The 23,103-nt window shown below is 69.6% G+C and carries 22 protein-coding genes and 2 pseudogenes; 18 read left to right on the top strand and 6 right to left on the bottom strand.

From position 1 onward, the window contains the following. Nucleotides 1-12 precede the first annotated feature (12 nt). Complete coding sequence (locus ABZ370_RS42615) at nucleotides 13-1,959, bottom strand: cellulase family glycosylhydrolase (RefSeq protein ID WP_358633503.1); 1,947 nt, start codon at nucleotides 1,957-1,959, stop codon at nucleotides 13-15. A gap of 339 nt (nucleotides 1,960-2,298) precedes the next feature. Between ABZ370_RS42615 and ABZ370_RS42610 the strand changes: the two genes are divergently transcribed. The 14 genes from ABZ370_RS42610 to ABZ370_RS42545 all read left to right on the top strand — a co-directional run bounded on the left by ABZ370_RS42610 (nucleotide 2,299) and on the right by ABZ370_RS42545 (nucleotide 16,506). Then, nucleotides 2,299-3,969: an ABC transporter substrate-binding protein gene (locus ABZ370_RS42610; RefSeq protein ID WP_358633500.1), complete on the top strand. Its 1,671-nt coding sequence runs from the start codon at nucleotides 2,299-2,301 to the stop codon at nucleotides 3,967-3,969. Between the two features lie 20 nt (nucleotides 3,970-3,989). Continuing rightward, nucleotides 3,990-4,973, top strand: a complete 984-nt coding sequence (locus ABZ370_RS42605; protein ID WP_358633497.1) for an ABC transporter permease — start codon at nucleotides 3,990-3,992, stop codon at nucleotides 4,971-4,973. After that, on the top strand, nucleotides 4,970-5,866 hold the full coding sequence (locus ABZ370_RS42600) for an ABC transporter permease (RefSeq protein WP_358633494.1): 897 nt from the start codon (nucleotides 4,970-4,972) through the stop codon (nucleotides 5,864-5,866). The genes ABZ370_RS42605 and ABZ370_RS42600 overlap by 4 nt, the downstream gene beginning before the upstream one ends. Further along, complete coding sequence (locus ABZ370_RS42595; RefSeq protein ID WP_358633491.1) at nucleotides 5,863-6,891, top strand: ABC transporter ATP-binding protein; 1,029 nt, start codon at nucleotides 5,863-5,865, stop codon at nucleotides 6,889-6,891. Before ABZ370_RS42600 ends, ABZ370_RS42595 begins: the two co-directional genes overlap by 4 nt. Continuing rightward, on the top strand, nucleotides 6,888-7,883 hold the full coding sequence (locus ABZ370_RS42590; protein WP_358633488.1) for an ABC transporter ATP-binding protein: 996 nt from the start codon (nucleotides 6,888-6,890) through the stop codon (nucleotides 7,881-7,883). The genes ABZ370_RS42595 and ABZ370_RS42590 overlap by 4 nt, the downstream gene beginning before the upstream one ends. Nucleotides 7,884-7,999: 116 nt before the next feature. Then, the gene (locus tag ABZ370_RS42585) at nucleotides 8,000-8,719 is read left to right on the top strand and encodes a GntR family transcriptional regulator (RefSeq protein ID WP_358633569.1); all 720 of its coding nucleotides are present in this window, start codon (nucleotides 8,000-8,002) and stop codon (nucleotides 8,717-8,719) included. Nucleotides 8,720-8,922: 203 nt separating this feature from the next. Then, on the top strand, nucleotides 8,923-9,867 hold the full coding sequence (locus tag ABZ370_RS42580; RefSeq protein WP_358633566.1) for a sugar ABC transporter substrate-binding protein: 945 nt from the start codon (nucleotides 8,923-8,925) through the stop codon (nucleotides 9,865-9,867). Continuing rightward, nucleotides 9,864-10,970 (top strand): ABC transporter permease, encoded by a 1,107-nt coding sequence (locus tag ABZ370_RS42575; RefSeq protein ID WP_358633485.1) that lies wholly within the window; start codon nucleotides 9,864-9,866, stop codon nucleotides 10,968-10,970. The genes ABZ370_RS42580 and ABZ370_RS42575 overlap by 4 nt, the downstream gene beginning before the upstream one ends. After that, entirely contained in the window at nucleotides 10,967-11,749 is a 783-nt protein-coding gene (locus tag ABZ370_RS42570) for an ATP-binding cassette domain-containing protein (protein ID WP_358633482.1), read from the top strand. The genes ABZ370_RS42575 and ABZ370_RS42570 overlap by 4 nt, the downstream gene beginning before the upstream one ends. Before the next feature lie 190 nt (nucleotides 11,750-11,939). Further along, a complete protein-coding gene (locus tag ABZ370_RS42565; protein ID WP_358633479.1) occupies nucleotides 11,940-13,097 on the top strand; it encodes an ROK family glucokinase in 1,158 nt (385 codons plus the stop codon). Beyond that, nucleotides 13,094-13,786 (top strand): hypothetical protein, encoded by a 693-nt coding sequence (locus ABZ370_RS42560; RefSeq protein WP_358633477.1) that lies wholly within the window; start codon nucleotides 13,094-13,096, stop codon nucleotides 13,784-13,786. Before ABZ370_RS42565 ends, ABZ370_RS42560 begins: the two co-directional genes overlap by 4 nt. A 314-nt stretch (nucleotides 13,787-14,100) precedes the next feature. Continuing rightward, nucleotides 14,101-14,319: a hypothetical protein gene (locus tag ABZ370_RS42555; RefSeq protein WP_358633572.1), complete on the top strand. Its 219-nt coding sequence runs from the start codon at nucleotides 14,101-14,103 to the stop codon at nucleotides 14,317-14,319. Between the two features lie 829 nt (nucleotides 14,320-15,148). Continuing rightward, the gene (locus ABZ370_RS42550; protein WP_358633474.1) at nucleotides 15,149-15,691 is read left to right on the top strand and encodes a SigE family RNA polymerase sigma factor; all 543 of its coding nucleotides are present in this window, start codon (nucleotides 15,149-15,151) and stop codon (nucleotides 15,689-15,691) included. 29 nt (nucleotides 15,692-15,720) lie between these two features. Beyond that, nucleotides 15,721-16,506: a hypothetical protein gene (locus tag ABZ370_RS42545; protein ID WP_358633471.1), complete on the top strand. Its 786-nt coding sequence runs from the start codon at nucleotides 15,721-15,723 to the stop codon at nucleotides 16,504-16,506. 612 nt (nucleotides 16,507-17,118) lie between these two features. Here the strand turns inward: ABZ370_RS42545 and ABZ370_RS42540 are convergent. Next, nucleotides 17,119-17,475, bottom strand: coding sequence for a hypothetical protein (locus ABZ370_RS42540; protein WP_044570566.1), 357 nt, complete (start codon nucleotides 17,473-17,475; stop codon nucleotides 17,119-17,121). A gap of 597 nt (nucleotides 17,476-18,072) precedes the next feature. Here ABZ370_RS42540 and ABZ370_RS42535 point away from each other — a divergent pair. The 3 genes and pseudogenes from ABZ370_RS42535 to ABZ370_RS42525 form a co-directional block, all read left to right on the top strand. Then, the gene (locus ABZ370_RS42535) at nucleotides 18,073-18,633 is read left to right on the top strand and encodes a GrpB family protein (protein ID WP_087684447.1); all 561 of its coding nucleotides are present in this window, start codon (nucleotides 18,073-18,075) and stop codon (nucleotides 18,631-18,633) included. 409 nt (nucleotides 18,634-19,042) lie between these two features. Further along, nucleotides 19,043-19,342, top strand: coding sequence for a winged helix-turn-helix domain-containing protein (locus ABZ370_RS42530; protein WP_358633468.1), 300 nt, complete (start codon nucleotides 19,043-19,045; stop codon nucleotides 19,340-19,342). Next, nucleotides 19,339-19,688: pseudogene (locus tag ABZ370_RS42525) on the top strand (DDE endonuclease); the annotation flags it as partial. The gene ABZ370_RS42530 and the pseudogene ABZ370_RS42525, both read left to right, overlap by 4 nt. 333 nt (nucleotides 19,689-20,021) lie before the next feature. Here ABZ370_RS42525 and ABZ370_RS42520 read toward each other — a convergent pair. From ABZ370_RS42520 to ABZ370_RS42505, 4 genes and pseudogenes are all read right to left on the bottom strand, one after another. Beyond that, nucleotides 20,022-20,303: pseudogene (locus ABZ370_RS42520) on the bottom strand (transposase family protein); the annotation flags it as partial. Between the two features lie 107 nt (nucleotides 20,304-20,410). Next, a complete protein-coding gene (locus ABZ370_RS42515) occupies nucleotides 20,411-20,662 on the bottom strand; it encodes a hypothetical protein (RefSeq protein WP_358633465.1) in 252 nt (83 codons plus the stop codon). 57 nt (nucleotides 20,663-20,719) lie between these two features. Next, on the bottom strand, nucleotides 20,720-21,178 hold the full coding sequence (locus ABZ370_RS42510; RefSeq protein WP_358633462.1) for a hypothetical protein: 459 nt from the start codon (nucleotides 21,176-21,178) through the stop codon (nucleotides 20,720-20,722). 490 nt (nucleotides 21,179-21,668) lie between these two features. Then, nucleotides 21,669-22,415 (bottom strand): alpha/beta hydrolase, encoded by a 747-nt coding sequence (locus ABZ370_RS42505; protein ID WP_358633460.1) that lies wholly within the window; start codon nucleotides 22,413-22,415, stop codon nucleotides 21,669-21,671. A 93-nt stretch (nucleotides 22,416-22,508) separates the two neighbouring features. On the opposite strand from ABZ370_RS42505, the gene ABZ370_RS42500 reads away from it, so the two are divergent. Beyond that, nucleotides 22,509-23,051 (top strand): TetR/AcrR family transcriptional regulator, encoded by a 543-nt coding sequence (locus ABZ370_RS42500; RefSeq protein WP_358633457.1) that lies wholly within the window; start codon nucleotides 22,509-22,511, stop codon nucleotides 23,049-23,051. Nucleotides 23,052-23,103: the final 52 nt, after the last annotated feature.

Below are 23,103 nucleotides of genomic sequence, written 5' to 3'. Positions count from 1 at the left end.
CCTCGCGTCCGGTCAGCGAGGGGAGAGGGTCAGGCGCAGCACCCGGACCCCGTACGGGGGCAGGGTGATGGTGTCGGCCGGGGCGCCGGTGAGGGTCAGGAGGCGGGCGCCGGTGACGGTCGGTTTGACGGTCAGTTCGGCGGGGGCCTGGCTGACCAGCCAGACGAAGGTGCTGCCGTCGTCGTGGACGAGGCGGTCGACCGCGACGCGGGGGTCGTTCACGGTGACCGGGCGGTGGACTCCGGCGTGGGCGGCGAGGGCGTCGTACAGGGTGGCGGTGGACTCGGGGTTGACGCGCGGGGTGACCGCGGCCATGTGCTCGACGGGGTAGGTGCAGAAGACGACGGAGCCCTCGCCCACCGGGCGCAGCAGCAGCGCCGGGCGGCCGTGGCCGTCGACGGCGAGGACTTCGGCGCCGTCGGGTTCGACGGGGAGGAAGGCCCGGGCGCCCGCGGTGCGGAAGGTGAGGCGGGCGCCTTCGGGGAGGGTGCCGAAGGGGCGGGTGAGGGTGAGGACGACCTCGTCGTCCTCGATGGGGTCGAGCAGGCCGTAGTCCAGCTGGTGGCGGACGCCGAAGAGTTCGTCGAGGTGGGCGTACCAGGGGCCGCGCTGTTCGTCGTGGGCGCCGGGGGAGTACGAGACGTAGACGGTCGCGCCGTCGCGGGCCCGCTGCTCCAGGTCGTACCAGGTGGGGGAGAGGAGCTGCTTGGTGGAGGGGACGAGCCACAGCCGTACCCCCGGGGGCAGCGGGCCGTCGCTCTCGCGCACCACCGCCGCCGGGGTGTCGGCGAGACGGGTGGAGACCCAGGCCTGACGGCAGGTCTGCTGGACGTAGGCGCGGTCCTCGGCGCGGGTGAAGGGGTAGGGCGTGTCGAGGTAGGAGGAGACGAGGAGGGCGGTGTCGGCGGGGGCGCGGTGGCAGTGGGGGAAGTCGACCTCGTCCAGGAGCCGGGCGAATTCCTTGAGTTCCAGGAGCTGGGGTTTGGGGGTGCCGTCCGAGGTCGTCAGGCCGAAGTGCATCTCGAAGGCGTGGTGGCGGTACGGTTCCTGGTCGCGGAGTCCGTCGTAGTCGCTGTTGTTCCAGGCGATCCAGCCGGTGGCCCCGGCCAGCAGGCTGTTGTGCAGGGTCTGCCGGTAGTAGCGGGCCGCGCCCGGGCCGGAGGCGAAGTCGGAGCTGACGCCGAACTCCTCCAGGATCACGGGCCGTCGGTACGTTCCGGTCAGCTCGCACACCCAGGCCGCCGCGTAGTGCTGGCGCACCGGGTCGTCCTCCATGCGGTAGACGTGCGGGCCGAGGAAGTCGCACAGCTCGGCGGTGTCGCGGAGCCGGAAGCCGTTGTCGTGGCCGGAGTTCTCCAGCCCCCAGGCGCCGTCGCCGAGCGAGACGGGCTGGGCGCCGCCCCCGGCGCGGACGGCGTCCACGACGAGCTGGGCCCAGGCGGCGACGGTCTCGCGGGGGGCGGGCGGGGCGGAGCCGCCCGGTTCGCGCCCGTAGATCGGCATCTCGTTGGAGACCAGCCACCCGGCGACGGCCGGATGCGCGGCGAAGCGGCGCACGGTCTCGCGCGCGAACCACGCCTGCCGGGAGACCAGCCAGACGTCGCCGTACAGGTCGCGGTCGCCGCGCCAGGACGGGTCCCAGTTCTCGCCGGACATGTGGCCGACCAGGAAGGTGGGGACGGTGGTCATGCCGAGGGCGTGGTGCCGGTCGAGGAAGTCGGCGAAGCGCGCGCACATGTCGTCGTCGAGCCGGTCGGGGGCGGGCATGAAGTCGGGCCAGTAGAAGAACGAGCGGGTCATGGTCAGCCCGTGGTCCCGCAGCACCCGCAGCTCGGCGTCGATCACCTCGCCGTCGTAACTCCGCCACATGAGCGGGCCGCCGGTCCGGGACCAGAAGTTGGCGCCCAGCCAGGTGACGGGGCGTTCGTGGCGGGTGAGCCGGGCGGAGGGGCGCTGCATCGACGGACTCTCCCTTGGCCGGGTGGGGAAGCGGGCGGTATCGCGCTCCTCAAGCAGTGAAGAGCTAAACCGGTTTAGAGTCAACAGCGTCGACGAGGATCATACGAGGGCTGTTTTCGCGGTGGAGATCAACCGAATGCGGCTCTGTACGGCCGGACCTGGGTATTCGACGGATTCGACAAGTGGCGACTAAGCCGGTTCAGTCGGAAGGCGCTGTTCGCTCTCTTGACACCCTCTGACAGAGCCCCCTAATTTCACGGCGCCAGGGGTGTGCGGGCATACCGAGAGGCATACCGAGGGCATACCGAGAGGCATGCCGAGGGGGACACCATGATGTTGATGAGCACGGGCCGTCCGCGCTGCGCGATCGCCGCGGCGGCCGCACTCGCACTCTCCGGCACCCTGGCCGCCTGCGGCGGCGGAAGTGGCGGGAGCGGGGGCGCCGGCGGGGTGCTGACCGTGTCCGCCGGGGCCGGGGGCAACTTCGTCCGCAACTTCAATCCGTATGCGCCACAGCCGCTCCAGGCGACCAACGGAATGATCTACGAGCCGCTGTTCCACTTCAACGCGGCGAAAACCGGCGAGGTCGACCCGTGGCTCGCCACCAAGTACACCTGGGCGGACGGCGGGAAATCCATCCGCATCCAGTTACGGACGAATGTCACCTGGAACGACGGAAAGCCCTTCACCGCCGAGGATGTCGCCTACACCTTCCAGATGACGAAGGACAACAAGGCGCTGAACATGTACGCCCTCCCGGTGGCCGCCGCGAAGGCCGAGGGCAAGCACACCGTGGTCGTCACCTTCACCAAGTCCGCTTACACCAAGGAATACTTCCTCCTCGGCAAGATAAAGATGCTGCCCCGGCACATCTGGTCCAAGCTCTCCGCCAAGGAGAAGGCGACCACGCTCAACCCCAGCCCGGTGGGCACCGGCCCCTGGAAGGTGAAATCCGTCAAGGGCACGACGCTCGACCTCGTCGCGCGCAAGGACTACTACATCAAGGGCCTTCCGCACTTCGACACCCTGCGGTATCGCGCCTTCACCGGGAACAACGCCGCCAACGCCGCGGTCACCTCCGGGCAGATCGACTGGGCGGGCGGATTCATCCCCGACATCAAGAAGAACTACCTCGGCAAGAACAAGAAGTTCGACCTGGTCAACATTCCGCTGGCCACCACCTCCTTCGTGCCCAACGCCCAGCGCGGCCCCACCGCCGATGTGGGCGTCCGCAAGGCGATCAGCGCCGCCCTCGACCGCGACTTCATGAACAGAAGCGTCTACGACGGCCAGGCGCCCGCCGCCAATGCCATGGCGCTGCTGCTCCCCAACTACCAGTCCGTCCTCGACCCGTCGCTGAAGGACGCGAAGCCGGAGACCGGACAGGACAAGGTCGACGGCTATCTGACCGGCTCCGGCTACACCAAGGGGTCGGACGGCATGTGGCACAAGGACGGCAAGAAGCTGTCCGTATCGGTCGAACTCGTCTCCGGCTGGACCGACTACGTCAGCGTCGCCCAGATGGCCAAGGAACAGCTGAAGAAGGCCGGGATCGACCTCGTCGTCAAGGCCGAGTCGTACGCCCAGTGGTCCAACAACCGCGCCCGCGGGCAGTTCCAGATGCTGCTGGACAACGCCGGGTACACCCCCGACCCGCGCGCCTACTACGCGCAGATGCTGGACAGCTCCATCCCGCCGAAGATCGGTGAGACGACCAACGTCGGCAATTTCGGCCGCTACGCCAACGCCACCATCGACAAGGCGCTCGACAAGATCGGTGAGACCACCGATCCGGCGAAGCAAAAGCCCTGGTACTACAAGATCCAGCGGGAATTCATCAAGGACATGCCGCTGATTCCGCTCTTCTCCGCGCAGAACGAGCAGGAATTCAACGGAAACCGGGTCACCGGCTATCCCACCGAGGGCGATCTGTACGCCGCGCCCTCCATCTGGCTCGACCCCGACGGCGGCTGGGTCGCCGCCCGCATCAAACCGGCCGCGGGCAAGTAGCGGCGGCGGGGGCGGACCGCGTGCGCTACCTCCTGCGCAAGCTCGGCTTCTACGCCGTCGCCGCCTGGATGGCGGTCACCGTCAACTTCTTCCTCCCGCGCCTCATCCCCGGCGACCCGGTGGAGATGATGCTCGCCCGCCAGGCCCAGTCCGGGCCCGTCGAGGCCGGTCAGGAAGAGGCCCTGGCAGCCATGCTCGGTCTCGGCCACGGCAACCTCCTCGTCCAGTACGGCGACTATCTGCGCGCGCTCGCCCACCTCGACTTCGGGCTCTCCGTCACATACTTCCCGAGCCCGGTCACCGAGGTCGTCGGCGACGCCGTCCCCTGGACCCTCGTCCTGGTCGGCGCCGCCACCCTCCTCAGCGTCGCCCTCGGCCTCACCCTCGGCACCCTGGCCGGATGGCGGCGCGGCAGCTGGTTCGACTCCCTCGTCCCCTCCACCACCTTCCTCGCCGCGATCCCCTACTTCTGGCTCGCCCTGCTGCTCCTCTACCTCTTCAGCCAGGTGTGGGGCGTACTGCCGCTCGGCGGCGGCTACGACGAGACCCTCGACATCGGCCTCAGCGGAGCGTTCCTCACCTCCGCCGCCGAACACGCCGTGCTGCCCGCCGCCACCATCGTGCTCAGCTCCGTCGGCGGCTGGATGCTCGGCATGCGCAACATGATGGTCTCCACCCTGGCCGAGGACTACGTGGTCGCCGCCGAGGCCAAGGGGCTGCCGCCGCGCACGATCATGGTCGGCTACGCGGCCCGCAACGCCGTGCTGCCCTCGGTCGCCGGATTCGCCATCTCGCTCGGCTTCATCGTCAGCGGCTCGCTCGTGATGGAGATCGTCTTCTCGTATCCCGGCATGGGCTTCACCCTGCTCCAGGCCGTCCAGAACACCGACTACCCGCTCATGCAGGCCGTCTTCCTCGTCATCACCTTCGGCGTGCTCGCCGCCAACTTCCTGGTGGACCTGGTGTACGGCTTCGTCGACCCCCGCACCCGGCAGGCCCGATGACCGCCCCCACCGTTCCCACCCTTCCCGCGACGCCCCGCGCGACCGGCCGCGGCTGGCTGCGGCCCGCCCTGCGCTCCCGCCGCTTCGCCGCCGGGCTCGCCCTGCTCGCCGTCTTCGTCCTCACCGCGGCCCTCGGCCCCTGGCTGGCCGACGACCCCAACGCCTTCACCGCGGACCTGGGCCAGGCGCCCTCCGGAGCGCACTGGCTCGGCACCACCCAGACCGGTCAGGACGTCTTCGCCCAGCTCGTCGTCTCCGCCCGCGGCACGCTGCTGATCGGCGTCGCCTCCGCCCTCATCGCCACCGTCGTCTCCGTCGTCGTCGGGATCGGCGGCGGCTTCCTCGGCGGGCTCGCGGACGAGGTGCTCTCGCTGATCAGCAACGTCTTCCTGGTCATCCCCGGGCTGCCGCTGGTCATCGTCGTCTCCGCGTACGTCAAGGGCGGCGGGGCCTGGTCCACCATCCTCGTCATCGCCCTGACCAGCTGGGCCGCCTCCGCCCGGGTGCTGCGCGCCCAGACGCTGTCGCTGCGCACCCGCGACTACGTGCTGGCGGCGCGGGTGTACGGAGAGAAGCGGTGGCGGATCGTGCTGGTGGAGATCCTGCCCAACGAACTCGCCATCATCGTCTCGCAGTTCATCTTCGCGGTGATCTTCGCGATCCTCACCCAGGCGGGCCTCGCGTTCCTGGGCCTCGCCGACCCGTCCCACCTCACCTGGGGCACGATGCTCTACTTCGCCCAGAACGCGGAGGCCCTGACCAGCGGCGCCTGGTGGTGGTTCATCCCGCCCGGCCTGTGCATCGCCGCGCTCGGCACGGCCCTGTCGCTGATCAGCTTCGGCCTGGACGAGGTCCTGGACCCACGGCTGCGCGTACGGAAGGTGAGCCCATGAGCGATGACGCCGATGACGTGGTGCTGCGCGCCGAGCACATCAGCGTGACGTACGAGGGCGAACGCCCCACCCACGCCGTCCGCGACGTCGGCTTCGAGCTGCGGCGCGGCGAACTCCTCGGCATCGCGGGCGAGTCCGGCTGTGGCAAGTCGACGCTCGCGTACGCCGTCGCCCGCATGCTGGGGCCCCCGGCGCGGCTCACCGAGGGGCGGGTCGTCCACCGCGACCGCGCGGGCGCCGAAACGGATCTGCTCGCGCTGGAGGGGGAGGCGCTGCGGGCCTTCCGCTGGTCGCGGCTGTCCGTCGTCTTCCAGTCCGCCATGAACGCGCTCAACCCGGTCACCACCGTCGGCCGCCAGTTCGACGACATCTTCCGCGCCCACCGCCCCCGCATGCGCCGCCCCGAGCGGTACGAGCGCGCCCGCGCCCTGCTCGACATGGTCGGCATCGACCCGGCCCGGGTGCGGGCGTATCCGCACGAGCTGTCCGGCGGCATGCGGCAGCGCGTCGTCATCGCCATGGCGCTCGCGCTCGAACCCGAGATCGTCATCATGGACGAGCCGACGACCGCGCTCGACGTCGTCGTCCAGCGCGAGATCCTCGACGAGGTGCAGCGGCTCCGCGACGACTTGGGCTTCAGCGTCGTCTTCATCACCCACGACCTGTCGCTGCTGCTGGAGATCAGCGACCGGCTGGCCGTGATGTACGCGGGCTCGATCGTCGAGTACGGCCCCGCCGAACGGATCGCCGCCGACCCCGCCCACCCCTACACCCAGGGCCTGCTGCGCTCGTTCCCGGACCTGGCGGGCGAACGCCGTGCCCTGCGCGGTATCCCCGGCTCCCCGCCGGACCTCCGCGAGGCCCTGCCCGGCTGCCCGTTCGCCGCTCGCTGCGAGCACGCCTTCGCCCCCTGCGCCACGACGCCCCCGCCCCTCGTCCCCCTCGCCCCGGGCACCTCCGCCGCCTGCCATCTGCACACGGTGGCGCGGACGGGCCCTCGACCCGAAGAAGGGCGCCAGCCGTGACAGCACTGGAGGTGCGGAACCTCACCGTCGATTTTCCGCAGCGTGGCCGGGTGCCGTTCCGGGCCGTGGACCGGGTGTCGTTCTCGCTGCACGCCGGGCGGACGCTCGCGCTCGTGGGCGAGTCCGGGAGCGGTAAGTCGACCGTCGTACGGGCGCTGTCGCGGCTGGTGGCGCCCACCGAGGGGGAGGTGCGGCTCGGCGGGGCGCGGCGGACGCGGGGGAAGGAGTACCGGCGGGCCGTGCAGATGGTGTTCCAGGACCCGTTCGCCTCGCTCAACCCCGCGCACACCGTCGGCCACCATCTGATCCGCCCGCTCCTGGTCAATGGCCGGGCGCGGCGCGGCGCGGACGCCGAGGCGAAGGCGCGGGAGCTGCTGAGGTCGGTCAACCTGACGCCCGCCGACGACATGGCGCACAAGCGCCCGTACGAGCTCTCCGGCGGGCAGCGGCAGCGCGTAGCGATCGCCCGCGCGCTGGCGCCGGGGCCCGGTGTGCTGCTGGCGGATGAGCCGGTGTCGATGCTGGACGTGTCGATCCGGCTGGAGATCCTGGGGCTGCTGGACCGGCTCAAGGACGAGCGCGGGCTCGCCCTGCTGTACGTCACCCACGATCTGGCCACCGCCCGGCACTTCGCCTCCGAGGTGATGGTCATGTACCGCGGCGAGATCGTGGAGCGCGGCCCCAGCGACGAGGTGATCCTCGCGCCCCGCCATCCGTACACCCAGACGCTGGCCGCCGCTGCGCCCAGCTCGGCCGCCGGGCGCGAGCGGGCGCGGGCGGCCCGCGCCGAACGGCTGGCCGGGCGGGCGCGGCGGGACGCGGAGCGGCGGGAGGTGGTGGTGGGGGACGGCTGCCGGTTCCGGCCGCGCTGTCCGTACGCCATGGACGCCTGTACGCGGCGGCCGCCCGAGACGGAGGTGGGGCCGGGCCACCGCTCGCTGTGCTGGTTACGGACGGACACGAAGGACAGCGTTGTCGACTCCTCTGCGTAGTTTGTCCGGACAACAGAACTTCACGACTTCCCGTCATCAGTTCATCCGGCTACGCTCACTCCGTGGCAAAGCAGGAAGAAGACTCCTCCGGCGGGGCGGAAGCGCTCCAGTTCAGCGTGGACCGCAGCAGCCCGGTCCCGCTCTACTTCCAGCTGTCCCAGCAGCTGGAGTCGGCGATCGAAAAGGGACGGCTGGCACCGGGGAGCCTGCTCGGCAATGAGATCGAGCTGGCCGGACGGCTCGGGCTGTCCCGTCCCACGGTCCGCCAGGCGATCCAGTCGCTGGTCGACAAGGGGCTGCTGGTGCGGCGCCGAGGGGTGGGCACCCAGGTGGTGCACAGCCAGGTCAAGCGGCCCCTGGAGCTGAGCAGCCTCTATGACGACCTGGAGGCCGCGGGCCAGCGCCCCGCCACCCGGGTGCTGCTCAACACCACCGAGCCCGCCACCGCCGAGGTCGCCGCCGCGCTCGGCATCGCGGAGGGCACCGAGGTGGTGCTGATCGAGCGGCTGCGGCTGGCGCACGGCGAGCCCATGGCGCATCTGTCCAACCGGCTCCCGGCCGGGCTGCTCAAGCTGGACAGCGCGGAGCTGGAGGACACCGGCCTCTACCGGCTGATGCGCGCCGCGGGGATCACCCTGCACAGCGCCCGCCAGGCGGTCGGCGCCCGCGCGGCCACCGCCGACGAGGGCAAGCAGCTCGGCGAGCCCGAGGGCGCGCCGCTGCTGACCATGGAGCGGACGACCTTCGACGACACGGGCCGGGCGGTCGAGTTCGGCTCGCACACCTACCGCGCCTCGCGCTACGCGTTCGAGTTCCAGCTGCTCGTACGGCCCTGACCTCCGCCGCACAGCCCCCCACCACCCCGGTCGCGCCCGGTAACGGATACTTGGCGGCGGCCGGGGTCGATCATGTCGCTCCCGGCCGCCGACATGAAACGGGACAAGCGGAACAAGAGGGACGAGGCTTCTTCGTGGCCAGAGTTGGGACAGGGGCACGCGCGCTGACCGCCGCCGTGCTGGCGGCGGCACTCGGCGCGGCCATGGCCGGGTGCAGCAGTACCGGCGGGCTGCGTGCCGAGAAGCGGGCCGCGCAGGCGGCCTCGGGGCACGCGGCGGTCAACACCCCGCGGATGACCTTCGCCATGGTCACCCACTCCGGCGACGGCGACACGTTCTGGGACATCGTGCAGAACGGCGCCAAGCAGGCCGCCGTCAAGGACAACGTCAAGTTCCTCTACGCCCACAACGAGGAGGGCAAGGAGCAGGCCCAGCTGGTCCAGTCGTACATCGACCAGAAGGTCGACGGCCTGATCGTCACCCTCGCCAAGCCCGACGCCATGAAGTCCGTGGTGGAGCGCGCGGAGAAGGCCGGAATACCGGTGATCACGGTCAACTCCGGGTCGGCGGAGTCCAAGAAGTTCGGCGCGCTCACCCACGTCGGCCAGGACGAGACCATCGCGGGCCAGGCGGTCGGCGAGGAGCTGAACAAGCGCGGCCGCAAGAAGGCCCTGTGCGTCCTGCACGAGCAGGGCAACGTGGGCCATGAGCAGCGCTGTGACGGCGCGGCCGACACCTTCGACGGAAAGCTGGAGAAGATCTACGTCGAGGGCACCAACATGCCCGACGTGGAGTCCTCCATCGAGGCCAAGCTCCAGTCCGACCAGGACATCGACACTGTCCTCACGCTGGGCGCGCCGTTCGCCGACACCGCCTCCCAGGCCGCCGAGCAGTCGGGCAGCAAGGCGGAGATCGACACCTTCGACCTCAACGCGAAGGTCGCGGCCGGGCTCCAGGACGGCACGCTGGGCTTCGCCGTCGACCAGCAGCCGTATCTCCAGGGGTACGAGGCGGTCGACCTGCTCTGGCTCCAGCGCTACAACGCGGATGTGCTCGGCGGCGGCAAGCCGGTCCTCACCGGCCCGGAGATCGTCACCAAGGACGACGCCAAGAAGCTGGCCGCGTTCACGAAGCGGGGCACCCGATGAGCGCGCCGGACACGACGGGCGCGCCAGACGCGCCGGACACGACGGACGCCACGGAACCCGACAAGGCCGACAAGGTCGACGCGGCCGACGCGCGGCCGGTGGCGCGGACCCCGCTGCCGCGCCGTCTGGCCGGACGCCCGGAGCTGGGCGCGGTCGTCGGCGCCGCCGCCGTCTTCGCCTTCTTCTCGATCGCCGCCCCGGCCTTCCTCCAGTGGTCGAGCTTCAGCACCGTGCTGTACGCCTCGTCGACCATCGGGATCATGGCGGTGCCGGTGGCGCTGCTGATGATCGGCGGCGAGTTCGACCTGTCGACCGGCGTCCTGGTCACCTCGTCCGCGCTGGTCTCGTCGATGTTCTCGTACCAGATGACGGCGAACGTCTGGGTCGGCGCCGGGGTGTCCCTGCTGGTCACCCTCGCCATCGGCTTCTTCAACGGCTATCTGCTGGTGCGCACCGGCCTGCCGAGCTTCATCATCACGCTCGGTACGTTCCTGATCCTCCAGGGCTGCAACCTCGGCTTCACCAAGCTGATCAGCGAGACCGTCTCCACCAAGACCATCGCCGACATGGAGGGCTTCCCCTCCGCCCGCCGGGTCTTCGCCTCCCAGCTGACCATCGGGGATGTGGAGCTGCAGATCACCGTGGTGTGGTGGTTCGCCCTGATCGCGCTCGCCACCTGGATTCTGCTGCGCACCCGCGCCGGGAACTGGATCTTCGCGGTGGGCGGCGCCAAGGAGGCGGCGCGCGCGGTCGGCGTGCCGGTGAACCGCACCAAGATCGGGCTCTATATGGGCGTCGCCCTGGCGGCCTGGATCTCCGGACAGCATCTGCTGTTCAAGTACGACACCGTCCAGTCCGGTGAGGGCGTCGGCAACGAACTGCTGTACATCATCGCGGCCGTCATCGGCGGCTGCCTGCTGACCGGCGGCTACGGCTCGGCGGTCGGCGCCGCCGTCGGCGCGTTCATCTTCGGCATGACCAACAAGGGCATCGTGTACGCGCAGTGGGGCGCGGACTGGTTCAAGTTCTTCCTCGGGGCGATGCTGCTGCTCGCCACGCTGCTCAACTGGTGGGTCCGCAAGCGGGCGGAGGCAAGCGCATGACCACATCCGGGACGCCGCTGATCGCGCTGCGCGACATCGGCAAGTACTACGGCAACGTCAAGGCCCTGGAGGGCGTCTCGCTCGACGTCCACGCCGGGCAGATCACCTGCGTCCTCGGCGACAACGGCGCGGGCAAGTCCACCCTCATCAAGATCGTCGCCGGGCTGCACCGGCACGACGAGGGCACCTACGCCATCGAGGGGGCGGACGCCCGGCTCGGCTCGCCGCGCGAGGCCCTGGACCGCGGGATCGCCACGGTCTACCAGGACCTGGCCGTCGTCCCGCTGATGCCGGTGTGGCGGAACTTCTTCCTCGGCTCCGAGATCCGCAAGGGCCGCGGCCCCTTCGCCCGCCTCGACGTGTCCGCCATGCGCGAGACCACCCACCGCGAGCTGCTGCGCATGGGCATCGACCTGCGCGACGTCGACCAGCCCATCGGCACCCTCTCCGGCGGCCAGCGCCAGTGCGTGGCGATCGCCCGCGCCGTCCACTTCGGCGCCAGGGTGCTGGTCCTGGACGAGCCGACGGCGGCGCTGGGCGTCAAGCAGTCCGGGGTGGTGCTCAAGTACGTCGCCGCCGCGCGTGACGCCGGGCTCGGCGTGGTACTCATCACGCACAACCCGCACCACGCCTTCCTGGTCGCCGACCGCTTCGTCCTCCTCAAGCGCGGCGCGATGGCGGGCAGCCACGCCAAGGACGAGATCACCCTGGACGAACTGACCCGCCAGATGGCAGGCGGCAGCGAGCTGGAACAGCTCACCCACGAACTGGCGCGCTGAAGCCCGCGGGGCGGGCCCGCGCCTGCATCGCGAGGCGTGGTTGAGGCACAATCGCACGGCGGGCCCCACCCGCTTCCTGACCATCGCACGCCGAGGCCCCGGCCTCCCGAGACCCCCGCAGGGACGACGAACTCTTGCGAGCACGCACCCGCAGCGACCGCATCCCCCGCACCGGTGAAGGGGCCGGCCGATGAGCATTTACCGCGAAAGAGTGCACCGGGGTTCGGCCCGGGCCACCGTGCTGCGGACCGTCGGCACGCGCGAGCGCCGCTCACATCTGAGCGCGCCCCGGGTCCCCACGGTCGGCATCGACATCGGCGGCACGAAGGTCATGGCCGGGGTCGTCGACGCCGACGGCAACATCCTGGAGAAGGTGCGCACCGAGACGCCCGACAAGTCCAAGAGCCCGAAGGTCGTCGAGGACACCATCACCGAACTCGTCCTGGACCTGTCCGACCGGCACGATGTGCACGCGGTCGGCATCGGAGCGGCGGGCTGGGTGGACGCGGACCGCAGCCGGGTCCTGTTCGCGCCGCACCTGTCCTGGCGCAACGAACCGCTGCGCGACCGGCTGGCCGAGCGGCTCGCCGTGCCGGTCATGGTCGACAACGACGCGAACGCGGCCGCGTGGGCCGAGTGGCGCTTCGGCGCCGGCCGCGACGAGGACCATCTCGTCATGATCACGCTCGGCACCGGTATCGGCGGCGCGATCCTTGAGGACGGCCAGGTCAAGCGCGGCAAGTACGGGGTCGCGGGGGAGTTCGGCCATATGCAGGTCGTGCCCGCCGGACACCGCTGCCCGTGCGGCAACCGGGGCTGCTGGGAGCAGTACAGCTCCGGGAACGCGCTGGTCCGGGAGGCCCGTGAGCTGGCGGCCGCCGAGTCCCCGGTGGCGTACGGGATCACCGACCGGGTCGGCGGCAACATCAACGAGATCACCGGGCCGCTGATCACCGAGCTGGCCCGGGACGGCGATGCCATGTGCATCGAGCTCCTCCAGGACATCGGCCAGTGGCTCGGCGTCGGCATCGCCAACCTCGCCGCCGCCCTCGACCCCTCCTGCTTCGTGATCGGCGGTGGCGTCAGCGCCGCCGACGATCTGCTGATCAGCCCGGCCCGGGACGCCTTCCGGCGCACCCTGACCGGGCGCGGCTACCGGCCGGAGGCCCGTATCGTCAAGGCCCAGCTGGGTCCCGAGGCGGGAATGGTCGGCGCCGCCGACCTCGCCCGGCTCGTCGCCCGCCGCTTCCGCCGCGCCACCCGCCGCCGGGTGGAGCGGTACGAGCGCGCCGGGTCCTCCTCACCGCTGCGGCTGGCGCCGCGCGGTGGTCAGGCAGGTCGCGAATGAACGCCGCAGAGCAGCGCCCCGGAGCCCCCGTGCCCGGCGCCAACGGCAGCCCCGCCCCAGGCCCCAACGGCAGCCACGCACCCGGCGCCAACGGCAGCCCCGTGCCCGAGCAGCCCGGCGCGCCCGGGGTGCCGGGTACGCCCGGCGCGTCCGGTCGGCCCGGTGGCGGCGGCGGCCGTCCGCCGCGCCGCTGGCTCAGGGGCGTGATCGTCTTCCTGCTGATCGCCATCCCGGCGGGCTATCTGGCGATCTCGGCCATGCAGAGCCGCGACGGCGGCGGGGAGAAGGCCCAGGCGGCCAAGGCCAAGGGCCTGTCCGCGGGCTATCCGTCCCGGGTGCAGCGGCGCATCTACGACATTCCGGTTCCGCAGCACGCGCACAAGGTCGCCTCGTACGAGACCAACTCCTGGAAGGTCAGCTCGCTGTACGTGCAGTTCGTCACCTCCCGGGACGGACTGGACCGCTTTCTGGCCAAGCTCGGCACCCGCGGCTCCGCGCTGGAGAAGGGCGCCGTGACCATCACCCGCGACCAGGCGAAGAAGGTCGGCTGGCAGGTGGGAGCGGCCGGACACGACTGGTCCGGAATGGTGATCAAGCAGAAGGAACCGCAGCCCAAGCTGCGGATCACGGTCAGGAACGACAACCCGGACCGCCCGAAGGTCTACGTGGTCTCCACCATCACGCCGTAGGGACCCGCGCGACGTTCGGGATACCGTTTCGGGGTGAGCGAGACCAAGACACTTCAGTACCGGACCGACGGCCCCGAGGACGGGCCCGTACTCGTCCTCGGCCCGTCGCTGGGCACGACCTGGCATAGGTGGTAATCGGCGTCCACGAGGGTCTAGTCGGTCTGGGACAGTCGCGTACGTCCAGGTCGGAGCCTCACAGTCCGGGGCAGTCCGCAAAGTCTGTGAGATCTCGTGAGATGTGTGGGGACTGTTCTGGGCTGACACGCGTGTTCTAGTGGCTCGTCTCGCAGCCCGCGGCGGCGGTGCCCGGCGTCGTGGCGGTGCTCACCCATCTCAACGCGCTCCCCCTTCTGCCGCGCCCGGGCGCGGCAGAGGCGCCGAAGGCTCGTGTGCGGGCGGCCGCCGGCAGCCTCGCGTTTTCGTGTGCGCGTTCGCCCGCCCGGCGCCTCTACAGCGCCCAGAACATGCTGACCCGGCTGGCCCGCACGGCCGAATCCACCGATCATCACGGTGGCGCCGTCACGGATCCCTGAGACGCCTCCCTCGACGACGGCCACGGCCTGCGGGTCCAGGACCTTGGGCAGCCAGTGGTCCAGCACGGCCGAGGTCGCGGGGGCGACCTCGCTGGGCTTGAGGACCTTCGTCCGCCAGGACCTCGTCGTCGATGAACAGGTTGGCGGTGCACTTGCGCGGTTCAACTCGTCCGCGATGTCCAGCATGGGAGTTGCTTTCTCGTCGCGGCCAGCGCGTGCTCGCGCTCGCCGGCAAGGTCGGGGTGGCCGACGCGGAGCACGGGCGAGGTCCGGCGAAGGCGGACGAGACGTCGGCCAGTCGACAACCCCTGCATCGACTGCAAGTTGTGCGTCGCCTCTTGTCCAGTCGGCGCCATACTTCAAGCACGCGGTCTGCAAAGCCGCCCTGAGCTCCCTGGCCAGTTTCACGCGGCATCGGGTGATCAGCTGGTGGATGGCACTGCGCCGCTGGAAGTGGAAGGACGTCCGCCGACGGTTCACCGACCACACCGGACGGTGGCAAAAGCCCTCGGCAGACGGGATCGAACTGTTCGACTTCCAAGCGGTGACGGTCACCCCCGCTACCGCTACAGAGGCAACACGACCTCCAACCCCTGGACCCACCCCAACCTCGCGCGAACGGCAGAGTCCGTGGAGAGCCCGGTACTCGGAGACGGGTACGCCGCGTTCGGCGAGCGGCACGGAGGAACGGACCGGTGGCAACACCGGCACCGCGCTCCGTGCCGACTCAACAGGCACCCCCCGCTCCGACGAGAACGCGGAAAAGATTCCGCGGTGAGGCAACGGTCTCGGCCTCTCATAGCCTCTTTTGGACATCTAGGAGGTGCTCATGGGGGTTCGAAAACAGGCCGGGGACAGAGAGTTCCAGGCCTTCGTCGGCGGCCGCTGGCCGCGGCTGATGCGCACGGCATTCCTGCTCACGGGGGAGCAGCACGCTGCGGAGGATCTGGTCCAGTCGACGCTGGAACAGGTCTATGTGGCCTGGCACAGGGTCGCCTCGGCCGACGACCCAGAGGCGTATGTACGACGAGTGATGATCAACGCGCATGCCCGCAGATACCGCAGGAAACTGCGGGAGTTCCTGGTGCCCAGGAGCGAGGACGCGGGCCTGACACACGAGGTGGCCGACACCGGTGACCGGATCGCCCAGGCCGACGACCGCCACACGCTGCTGAAGGCGCTGGCCGAACTGCCGACACGGCAGCGGGAAGCAGTGGTCCTGCGCTACTGGGAGGACCTCACCGAGACACAGACGGCGGAGGCGATGGGCTGTTCGGTCGGCACGGTGAAGAGCAACGCAGCCAAGGGGATCGCGAAGCTGCGCGCCATATCGGGACTGGCGGAGACAGTGACGCAGGGAGGACGAAAGTGAAAAGCGCGGACTGGGAGACGAGCCACAACATGACACAGCACGACATCGCACTCCTGCTGGCCGACGCGGCCGACGAGGTGAAGATCGGCATAGCCCCCGCCCAGGCACTGATTCGCGGCGGCCGCCGCCGCAAGGCCCGTCGCTGGGCGGTCGTGGCGACCACCACCCTGGTCGTGGCCGGCTCCACGGGGGCTCTGGCGCTGACGGGGCTGTCCGGTGACGGGGACCGGGGGGTGTCGCCGGCGAGCCGGCCGGTCGCCAGCGCGGAGGCGCCCGAGCCGCACATGCGGACGACCCTGGCGAGCGGCACCGACGCGGGAGTGCCGTGGAGGGTGTACATCGACGTGTGGAAGGCTCCGGCGGACACGGCGGAGGCCCAGGCCACCCTGGCGGCGATGGCGGAGTTCGGCGAGCACCCGGAGGACGTCTCCACGGCCTCCGAACTGGTGGGCAAGGTCGCGCACTTCGTGCACCGGGTCACCGGTGAAGAGGCGAGGACCACTCAGATCGCGGACATGGCGCTACCTGAGGACGACGTCCTGTCCGGCGGCGAGTCCGGGACCGTCTCGCTCCCGCTGCTCCCCGGGAACGGCACGGCCCCGCGCCTGGTGATTGGCCAGGTCGCCAAGACCGCCCGGGAGGTCACCTGCACCTGGAAGGACGGCACGTCTACCAAGGTCGGCCGTGCGTCCGCGGCCACCGAGGCGAACGCCGCCGTTCCGGTCATCCACAGCCCCAAGCACTCGCCCTACGACTGGTTCGTCTGCCTGGCGCCGAAGTCCACCGCGTTCGAGGGGATCAAGGTGACGAAGTAGACGAAGCGGGAGACTGAGTGCGGGGAGCCGAGGTCGGACGACGGTTCGCGACGCCCGGCGGCCTCCGGAGCCCCGTCCGGGCCGGGCCGGGGCTCCGGAAGACGCCCGCGGCACCGGGGGCAGGGGGAGGCTCTCCCTTCCCCTCCCTGGAGGGGTGACACGAGCCCCCCACAGCTCCCCGCCCGCACCGGGCGACGGGGGAAACCCCGCCGCACCGGGTCCCCGTCGGGGTACCCGCTACGGTCCGTCTTCACACGGATCTTGCCCAGAGCAGGAATGATGCGAGTGTGACCTGGGCGGCGCGGACAGGCGCCGGGGCAGTCCACAGCGATCAGCAAGTGCGCGCAAGCGGCTCTCGGAAGAGCCAGTGCCTAACAGGCGCAGGCCCTCCACGAGTTTCTTGGTCCTGGGGCGGCACAGGACTTCTTCGGGGGCTTCTTCCTCTGCTCTGAGGAGCGTGGCGACCGCTTCGGTGCGCAGGCCGGCCTGCTTCTCGCTGATGGTCCGTGGTGAAGAGGTGGGCGCGGCGCTCGCGTGGGAGGTCGGCGAGGGTGGCGCCGGGGATGCCCTCCGCGACTCATGTCGAAAGCGGACTGCCCTATCGGCGCAGCGTCAACTCGCCACGCTCGTAGATCCATCCCCACTGAGGAGGGTGCGCAGCCGGCGAGCTACGTCGGTGGTGCTGTGCCCGTCCCACACGGGCGCCGTCTCTACCTCGGGCACGTCACCGAACAACGACCAGCTATTGGCTCGGTAGTGATTGCTGACCTGCCCCGTGGGGAGCTGGGCCATGACTATGAACCAGCCGCCCCCGAAGCATGGTTCACCGTCGTGGTGCTTCCATGAGCGGACGACGGGATACCTGGCGGCCAGCCACGCCCGGACTGCGTGTGCGTGGTAGAGCAGCCTGAATTCGTACAGCTCGTCGAAGGTGTGGAACCCGTCGGAAACGCTGCCGGTGTCGGTCATTACTGGCTCCAGATTGTGTAGAGCCCGCGGCGCGGGCTTCGCCGCCAACACGCGGCGGGTCTTGCCCACCTTGCTGGGCACTTCGACAGCCTGGCCGGGCTGAAATGGTCAGCCCGAAAACGTAACTCAGGCCAGACTTCATTGCAAGCGTTGTCTGCCGAGAGCCGCTCGAGTGAGGACCCGGGATAGCGGCGGCAGACTTAGGGACCGCTCGCAGATCGGGTTCTTGTGTACTGCACTCACAGCAGGGACGCCGACATCGTTAGCCCCGGCGCCGACAAAGTGTCCGCAGTGATGACGGAGGGGCAGCCGCTCATCCGAGGGGCCAACAGTCCTCTGGCCCGCTTCAGGGGCCTGTTGGTTCGCGCGCCGCAATCCATGCCGCTGAGCAAGGACAACTGTGCCTGGGCCGAGCATGTCGCGCTGCACGGTAGAATCGACCTTTTCCGGGTCGAGCAGGAACGCGTCGCTCTCGGCGCGACGCAGGTCCCGATCCGCCGAGCCCGCGTGACGACGGCGAGGCTCGACGAAGCCGCCAACCGTAGCCCCGTCGATCGAGATGGCGAACTGGCGCAAGACGTAAAGGATGTGTTGGTGATGAACAGCGGCAAGCCTCGTCGGCCGGACGTCACGACGGTCGAGATTATCGGTGGTCCAGAAGCGCTCGAGGTCGGCCTTGGCAGCTATGACGCCCGGTGGGCGGAGGTCTACCTGCATCACCGGCGTCGGATCCTTGACGCGTTGGCGGCAGTGGACGTCGATATCGAGCACATTGGATCGACTTCGGTTCCAGGCCTTGCCGCCAAACCGATTGTTGACATCGTCGTCGCGGTGGCCGACATCACAGCAGAGGAGGACTACCTCGACGGGCTGTTGGCCGCAGGTTACGAACTGCGGGTTCGTGAGCCAGGACATCGGCTCGTGCGTACGCCGACTCGCGACGTTCACGTGCACGTATATGAACGAGGGGACGCAGCGGTGCACGAGTACCTTCTCTTCCGTGACCACTTGCGCACCAATGCAGACGATCGCGCCCTGTATGAGAGTGTCAAACGAGCTCTGCTCAGCCAGCAGTGGAACGACATGAACGACTACGCCGACGCCAAGAGCGACGTCATCCTCGCGATCAAGACTCGAGCCAGGGCAGCTCGCCAATGACGCGGGATGGTGTCACGGGTTTGTGATCTGTGAATCTGTTCGACTGGCGACGCCTACGTCACCGGCGCAGAACAGTCATGAGTCACGAACTGCCACCGTCGCCGGGACCTACTGAGGTTTGCGGGTTGTCGTTGGTGGTGACGGTTGATGATCTCTGCGGTATGCCGGTGGTATGCGTTATCCGGAGGGTGGGGGCCTGCCCGCTGAGACTCGGCTTTTCGTGAGGGGATCCGGCTTCAGGCTGCGGAACGGTTCGCTGCGGGTGAGAAGACCGCTGTGATCGCGAAGGGTCTGCGGTGAGTGTGCGGTCGGTGGAGCGCTGGCGCCGTGCCTGGCGCGAGGGCTGCGTGGAGGGGTTTGCTCCGCGGGCCCGGCGAACTCCCCGACCGTCACTGATGCCCAGTTCGTCATGCTCGAGGAAGAACTCGGCAAGGGGCCGGCGGCGCACGGCTTCGACGATCAGCGGTGGACCCTGGCCCGCGTCCAGGCGGTGGTTCGCCGCCGTCTGAGGCTGAGCCTGTCGGTGGCGACGGTGTGGCGGCTTCTGAAGCGGCACGGCTGGTCCTGGCAGGCGCCCGCCCGCAGGGCCCTCGAACCCGACGAGCACGCGGTCGAGCTGTGGAAGAAGGAGGTGTGGCCGCGGGTAAAACCCTCGCGGCGGCGTGTGGGGCCTGGATCGTCTTCGAGGACGAAGCCGGATTCTCCATGACGTCGTCCCGCGCCCGTACCTGAGGCCGGCGCGGACACACCCCGTCATCCGTGTCAGGGGCAGATCCCGCCGCGGGACCTCTGTCGCGGCCCTGTGCTGCTACAAACCCGGCGAGCCGAGCCGTCTCATCCACCGGCCCCGCACCCATCTCCTGTTCAAGGGCGCCCGCAAGAGCTTCTCCTGGAAGGACTACCGGGATCTGCTGGTCCGCGCGCACATCCAGCTCGACGGCTCGATCGTGGTGGTCTGGGATAATCTCAACACCCACTTCGCCGCCGGGCTCAAACGGTACGAGGCCGAGCACGACTGGCTCACCGCTGTCCGCCTCCCGGCGTATGCATCCGATGGCATCCGGGTTGTACGGAGGCGCGAACCAGCCGTCGGTCTCGTTCCACGCCTGCAGCCCGCCCACCCCCTGCTGACGGCTCAGCAGGGTGAACGTGCCGAGGTCAGTGTGCGGGCCGTTGCGCAACTGGCCGCTCGCGACACTCCCGACCGAGTTCAGCGACGGGTACCAGCTCAGATGGCGCGCAGGAGGTCGGTGGCCCGAGCGGGGCCGGTGCGGAGTTTGGTGAGGATGCGCCAGGTCTTCAGGTGCGCGCAGCCGTGCTCGACGGGAGCGGGCGGCGGCCAGGATCCGGTTGGCCTCCTTCTCGCCCGGGGTGAGCTTGCGGGCGCGGGTGGCCTTGTAGCCGGTGACGATCACCGGATCGTCACCGCCGTGGGCGAGGTCGAGGAAGCCGAGGTCGGCCAGGGCGCCGAGGCCGGCCGCGCGTAAGTGAGTGAGGATGTGGTCGCGGCGGGCGGCGGCGATGCCGTGGGTGCGGCCGGGACGGGCCGCGGAGATCCAGATCAGGCGGCCGTTTTCGTCGGTGAGGGCGAGGAAGTGCAGGCCGTGACGTCGTTGCTTGCCAGAGTAGTTGGGCCGGTTCGCCGTCCCGGTGCGGCGGACGGTGGGGATGAGGGTGCCGTCGATCAGGACGACCTCACCACCCCGTCTGGCGATCTTCTTGCATGCGCGGTCCAGGCGGGGCGCTTGGGTGGCGAGCAGGGATTCAGCTCATCCCGTCAGCGGCGCACGGTGGTGTCGCCGACGGCGTTGCCGCCGGCCATGTCAGCAATGCGCTGGTCATGGCGGAGCACGGCGAGCACGATGATGACAATCTGTCCGGGCGGCAGGGCCCGCCAGCGGGATCCGATCTTCTTCAGGTGGCGGGTCAGCAGATCAGTGCAGTATTCGTTGGTTTTTCGGGACACCGGCAGGCGGCACTGGTAGACAGGGAAGCCGGTGTCCCCGGCGGGTCCGTTGATCCCTTTCATGCACACGTCAAGCCAACGGCCTCCGGGGCCACGTCAGTTACGGGTGCGCTTCCGTGCTTACGGTGTGATCTGGAAGCGTCCGTCGGGCAGTTTGCGCAGCCGGCCCCGCCCGGCGAGCTTGCTCAACTTGCCGCGCAGGGGCTCCAGTCGGCCCTTCACCTCGACCTCAAGGCCCAGCTCGACACCGACGTCCTTGACCCGGACCGGACCACCGGCATTCCGCACGATCTTCATCAGCCGCTGATAATCCGGCGGCAGGACGTCTTCGCCGGCGCCCGTCTCCCGGTGCGGCACCAGCAGCACTCCATGCCCGCCCACTTGTGCCGTCTTCGCCTGCGCCGAGGGCTTCTCCGCGTCCAGTTCGCGTGCATCCGCTCCCACGCCGCGCGTGGCCACAGCGAGTTCCTCGCGTTCGGCACGGACCGCATCGAGTCGCTCGGCCAGGAGCTTCTCCTCCTCGTCGAGTTCAGCCCGACGAGCCGCGACGCGTTCGGCGATCTCGTTGATCTCCGTCATCCCGCGAGCCTACGAACCCGTACGCCTCCGCGACCTGGAAACGGACGGACCGGCCTTGACCGCCGCCTGACGATCAAGGCCCCAGACTGCCCGCGACCATCACGAGCACCCTCCCGAACGATCACGCCACCCCGATGACCTGTGACTTCAAGATGGCGGGGCTTCAATCACATCACCGCCGCCCTCGACCGGCTCGCACTCCTGCCGGACCCCGGCTGACCAGCGAATTCCCCCGTCCCTACGAAGGACCCCTCCAGTCGGAGCAGTGGAACCCGGAATCCACGCGAGACGACACTCGGGCCCCCGGCCTACCCCACCTCGGTCCATTGCACGAAGACGAGCCACCGACTCCGTCGGCGGCTCGTCATGAAACTTCGAGGTCAGAGGTCGTTCTCTTTCCGAACCCCATGTGCGGTTTCTGCTGGTCAGGCATGAGGTAGCGGCTGGCGCCGAAGTCTCGCTCCGTCACCGACCGAGATGTCATCGGATGTCATGCGGGCCGGGAGTCCCAGAATCGGTTGAGTACCTCCGCGCCCCGGTCAGGATCCTGGAGCATCCAGTAGTGGGTGAGGTGGTCCAGTTCCACTGCCTGTGCTCCGAGTCGTGCGGCCATGTCCAGGTCCATCGCGGGCTGTGCCATGGGATCGCCGGTCGGGATCAGGACGAGCCCCGGCGCCTGAGCGGGGCGGTCGAAGTCCTTGCCCCAGTCGGTGTGGAAGTTGGGCCAGGCCGAGCGGTAGAGCGTCAGGATGGCCGTGCTCATATCCTCGTCGTAGACGGTGTCGACCTCTGCCGCCAGTTCGGCGCTCATCCCCCGGGGGCGGAGGTAGTCACCGAAACCAGGACTGCCGGGGGCCTGGGTGCGCAGCGACGCGAGCAGTTCCTCGCCCTCCGGGCTCTTCTGGAAGAGGGTGGCCGCCTCGTGCCACTGATAGTCGGGGTGCCAGCCGTGGGCGACGTCGGACACCCAGCTGCGTACCGGAACGTCGTAGGCGGAGACGATCCGCATCACCAGGTGCGCGCCCCAGTCGTGGCCCACGAGGTCGACGGGCTCGCCGAGGGCGCGCAGCTCCCTCGCCAGCCAGCCGGCATACGCCTCCTTGCCGTCCAGGTGGGCCGGGCGAGGGCTGCCGAATCCGGGCAGCCGCAGGGTCGTGGTGGGGCGGTCGATCCGCGCTCGGATGTCGTTCCAGAGGGAGGGCGTCTCGGGTACTCCATGGATGAACACAACGGTCATGACCGCTCCTGACGAAGTGAAGTGGATTGGTTATCCACTTCACCGTAGCATCCACCTGATAGGTTATCCACATAGGTGTGCGAAGGAGGGATCATGAGGTCGGATGCCGCACGCAACAGGCAGAGGATCTTCGATGAGGCCCGCGGTGCCGTCATCGGCGGGGAGACTGCGCTCACCCTCAACGAGCTCGCGCGCAGGGCGGGCGTGGGGGTCGGGACGGTTTATCGGGTCTTTCCCACGCAGCGGGCCATGCGGGAGTCCGTCCTGGAAGAGGCGGTCCGAGAGCTCATCGATGCGGCGGCCGTAGCCGGCGGATACCCCGATCCCGCCAAGGCTCTCGTTGACTTCCTCCGCACGGCGCTGCTGACCGCTCTGGCGCGACCGGGCCTCACCGACGTTCTGATCACCGGGTCCGACGAGACAGAGTCTCTGCACCGGGCCAAGGGAGAGCTGGTCGAGGTCACCTCCGACCTGCTCGCAGGCATCCGCCCTGTCCCTGCCCTCACCGGCGAAAACCTGCTCAAGCTCCTGTGCGGCCTGATCCACGCCGTCAGCGAGCACCCGGCGGAGCGGCAGGGGACTGCAATCGACAACTACCTCGACATCCTCCGGGCCGGCCTCGCACCCGCCCTCTGACGACCGGGCTCTCGGTGCGGGCAGGGACCGAACTCGGTCGTTGGGCCGGAGG

Origin of the sequence: Streptomyces sp. NPDC005962 (assembly GCF_040629205.1) — a bacterium.
Taxonomy (GTDB): domain Bacteria; phylum Actinomycetota; class Actinomycetes; order Streptomycetales; family Streptomycetaceae; genus Streptomyces.
Note: the sequence above shows the minus strand (reverse complement) of the source record. Positions and strands in the feature narration are given on the sequence as shown.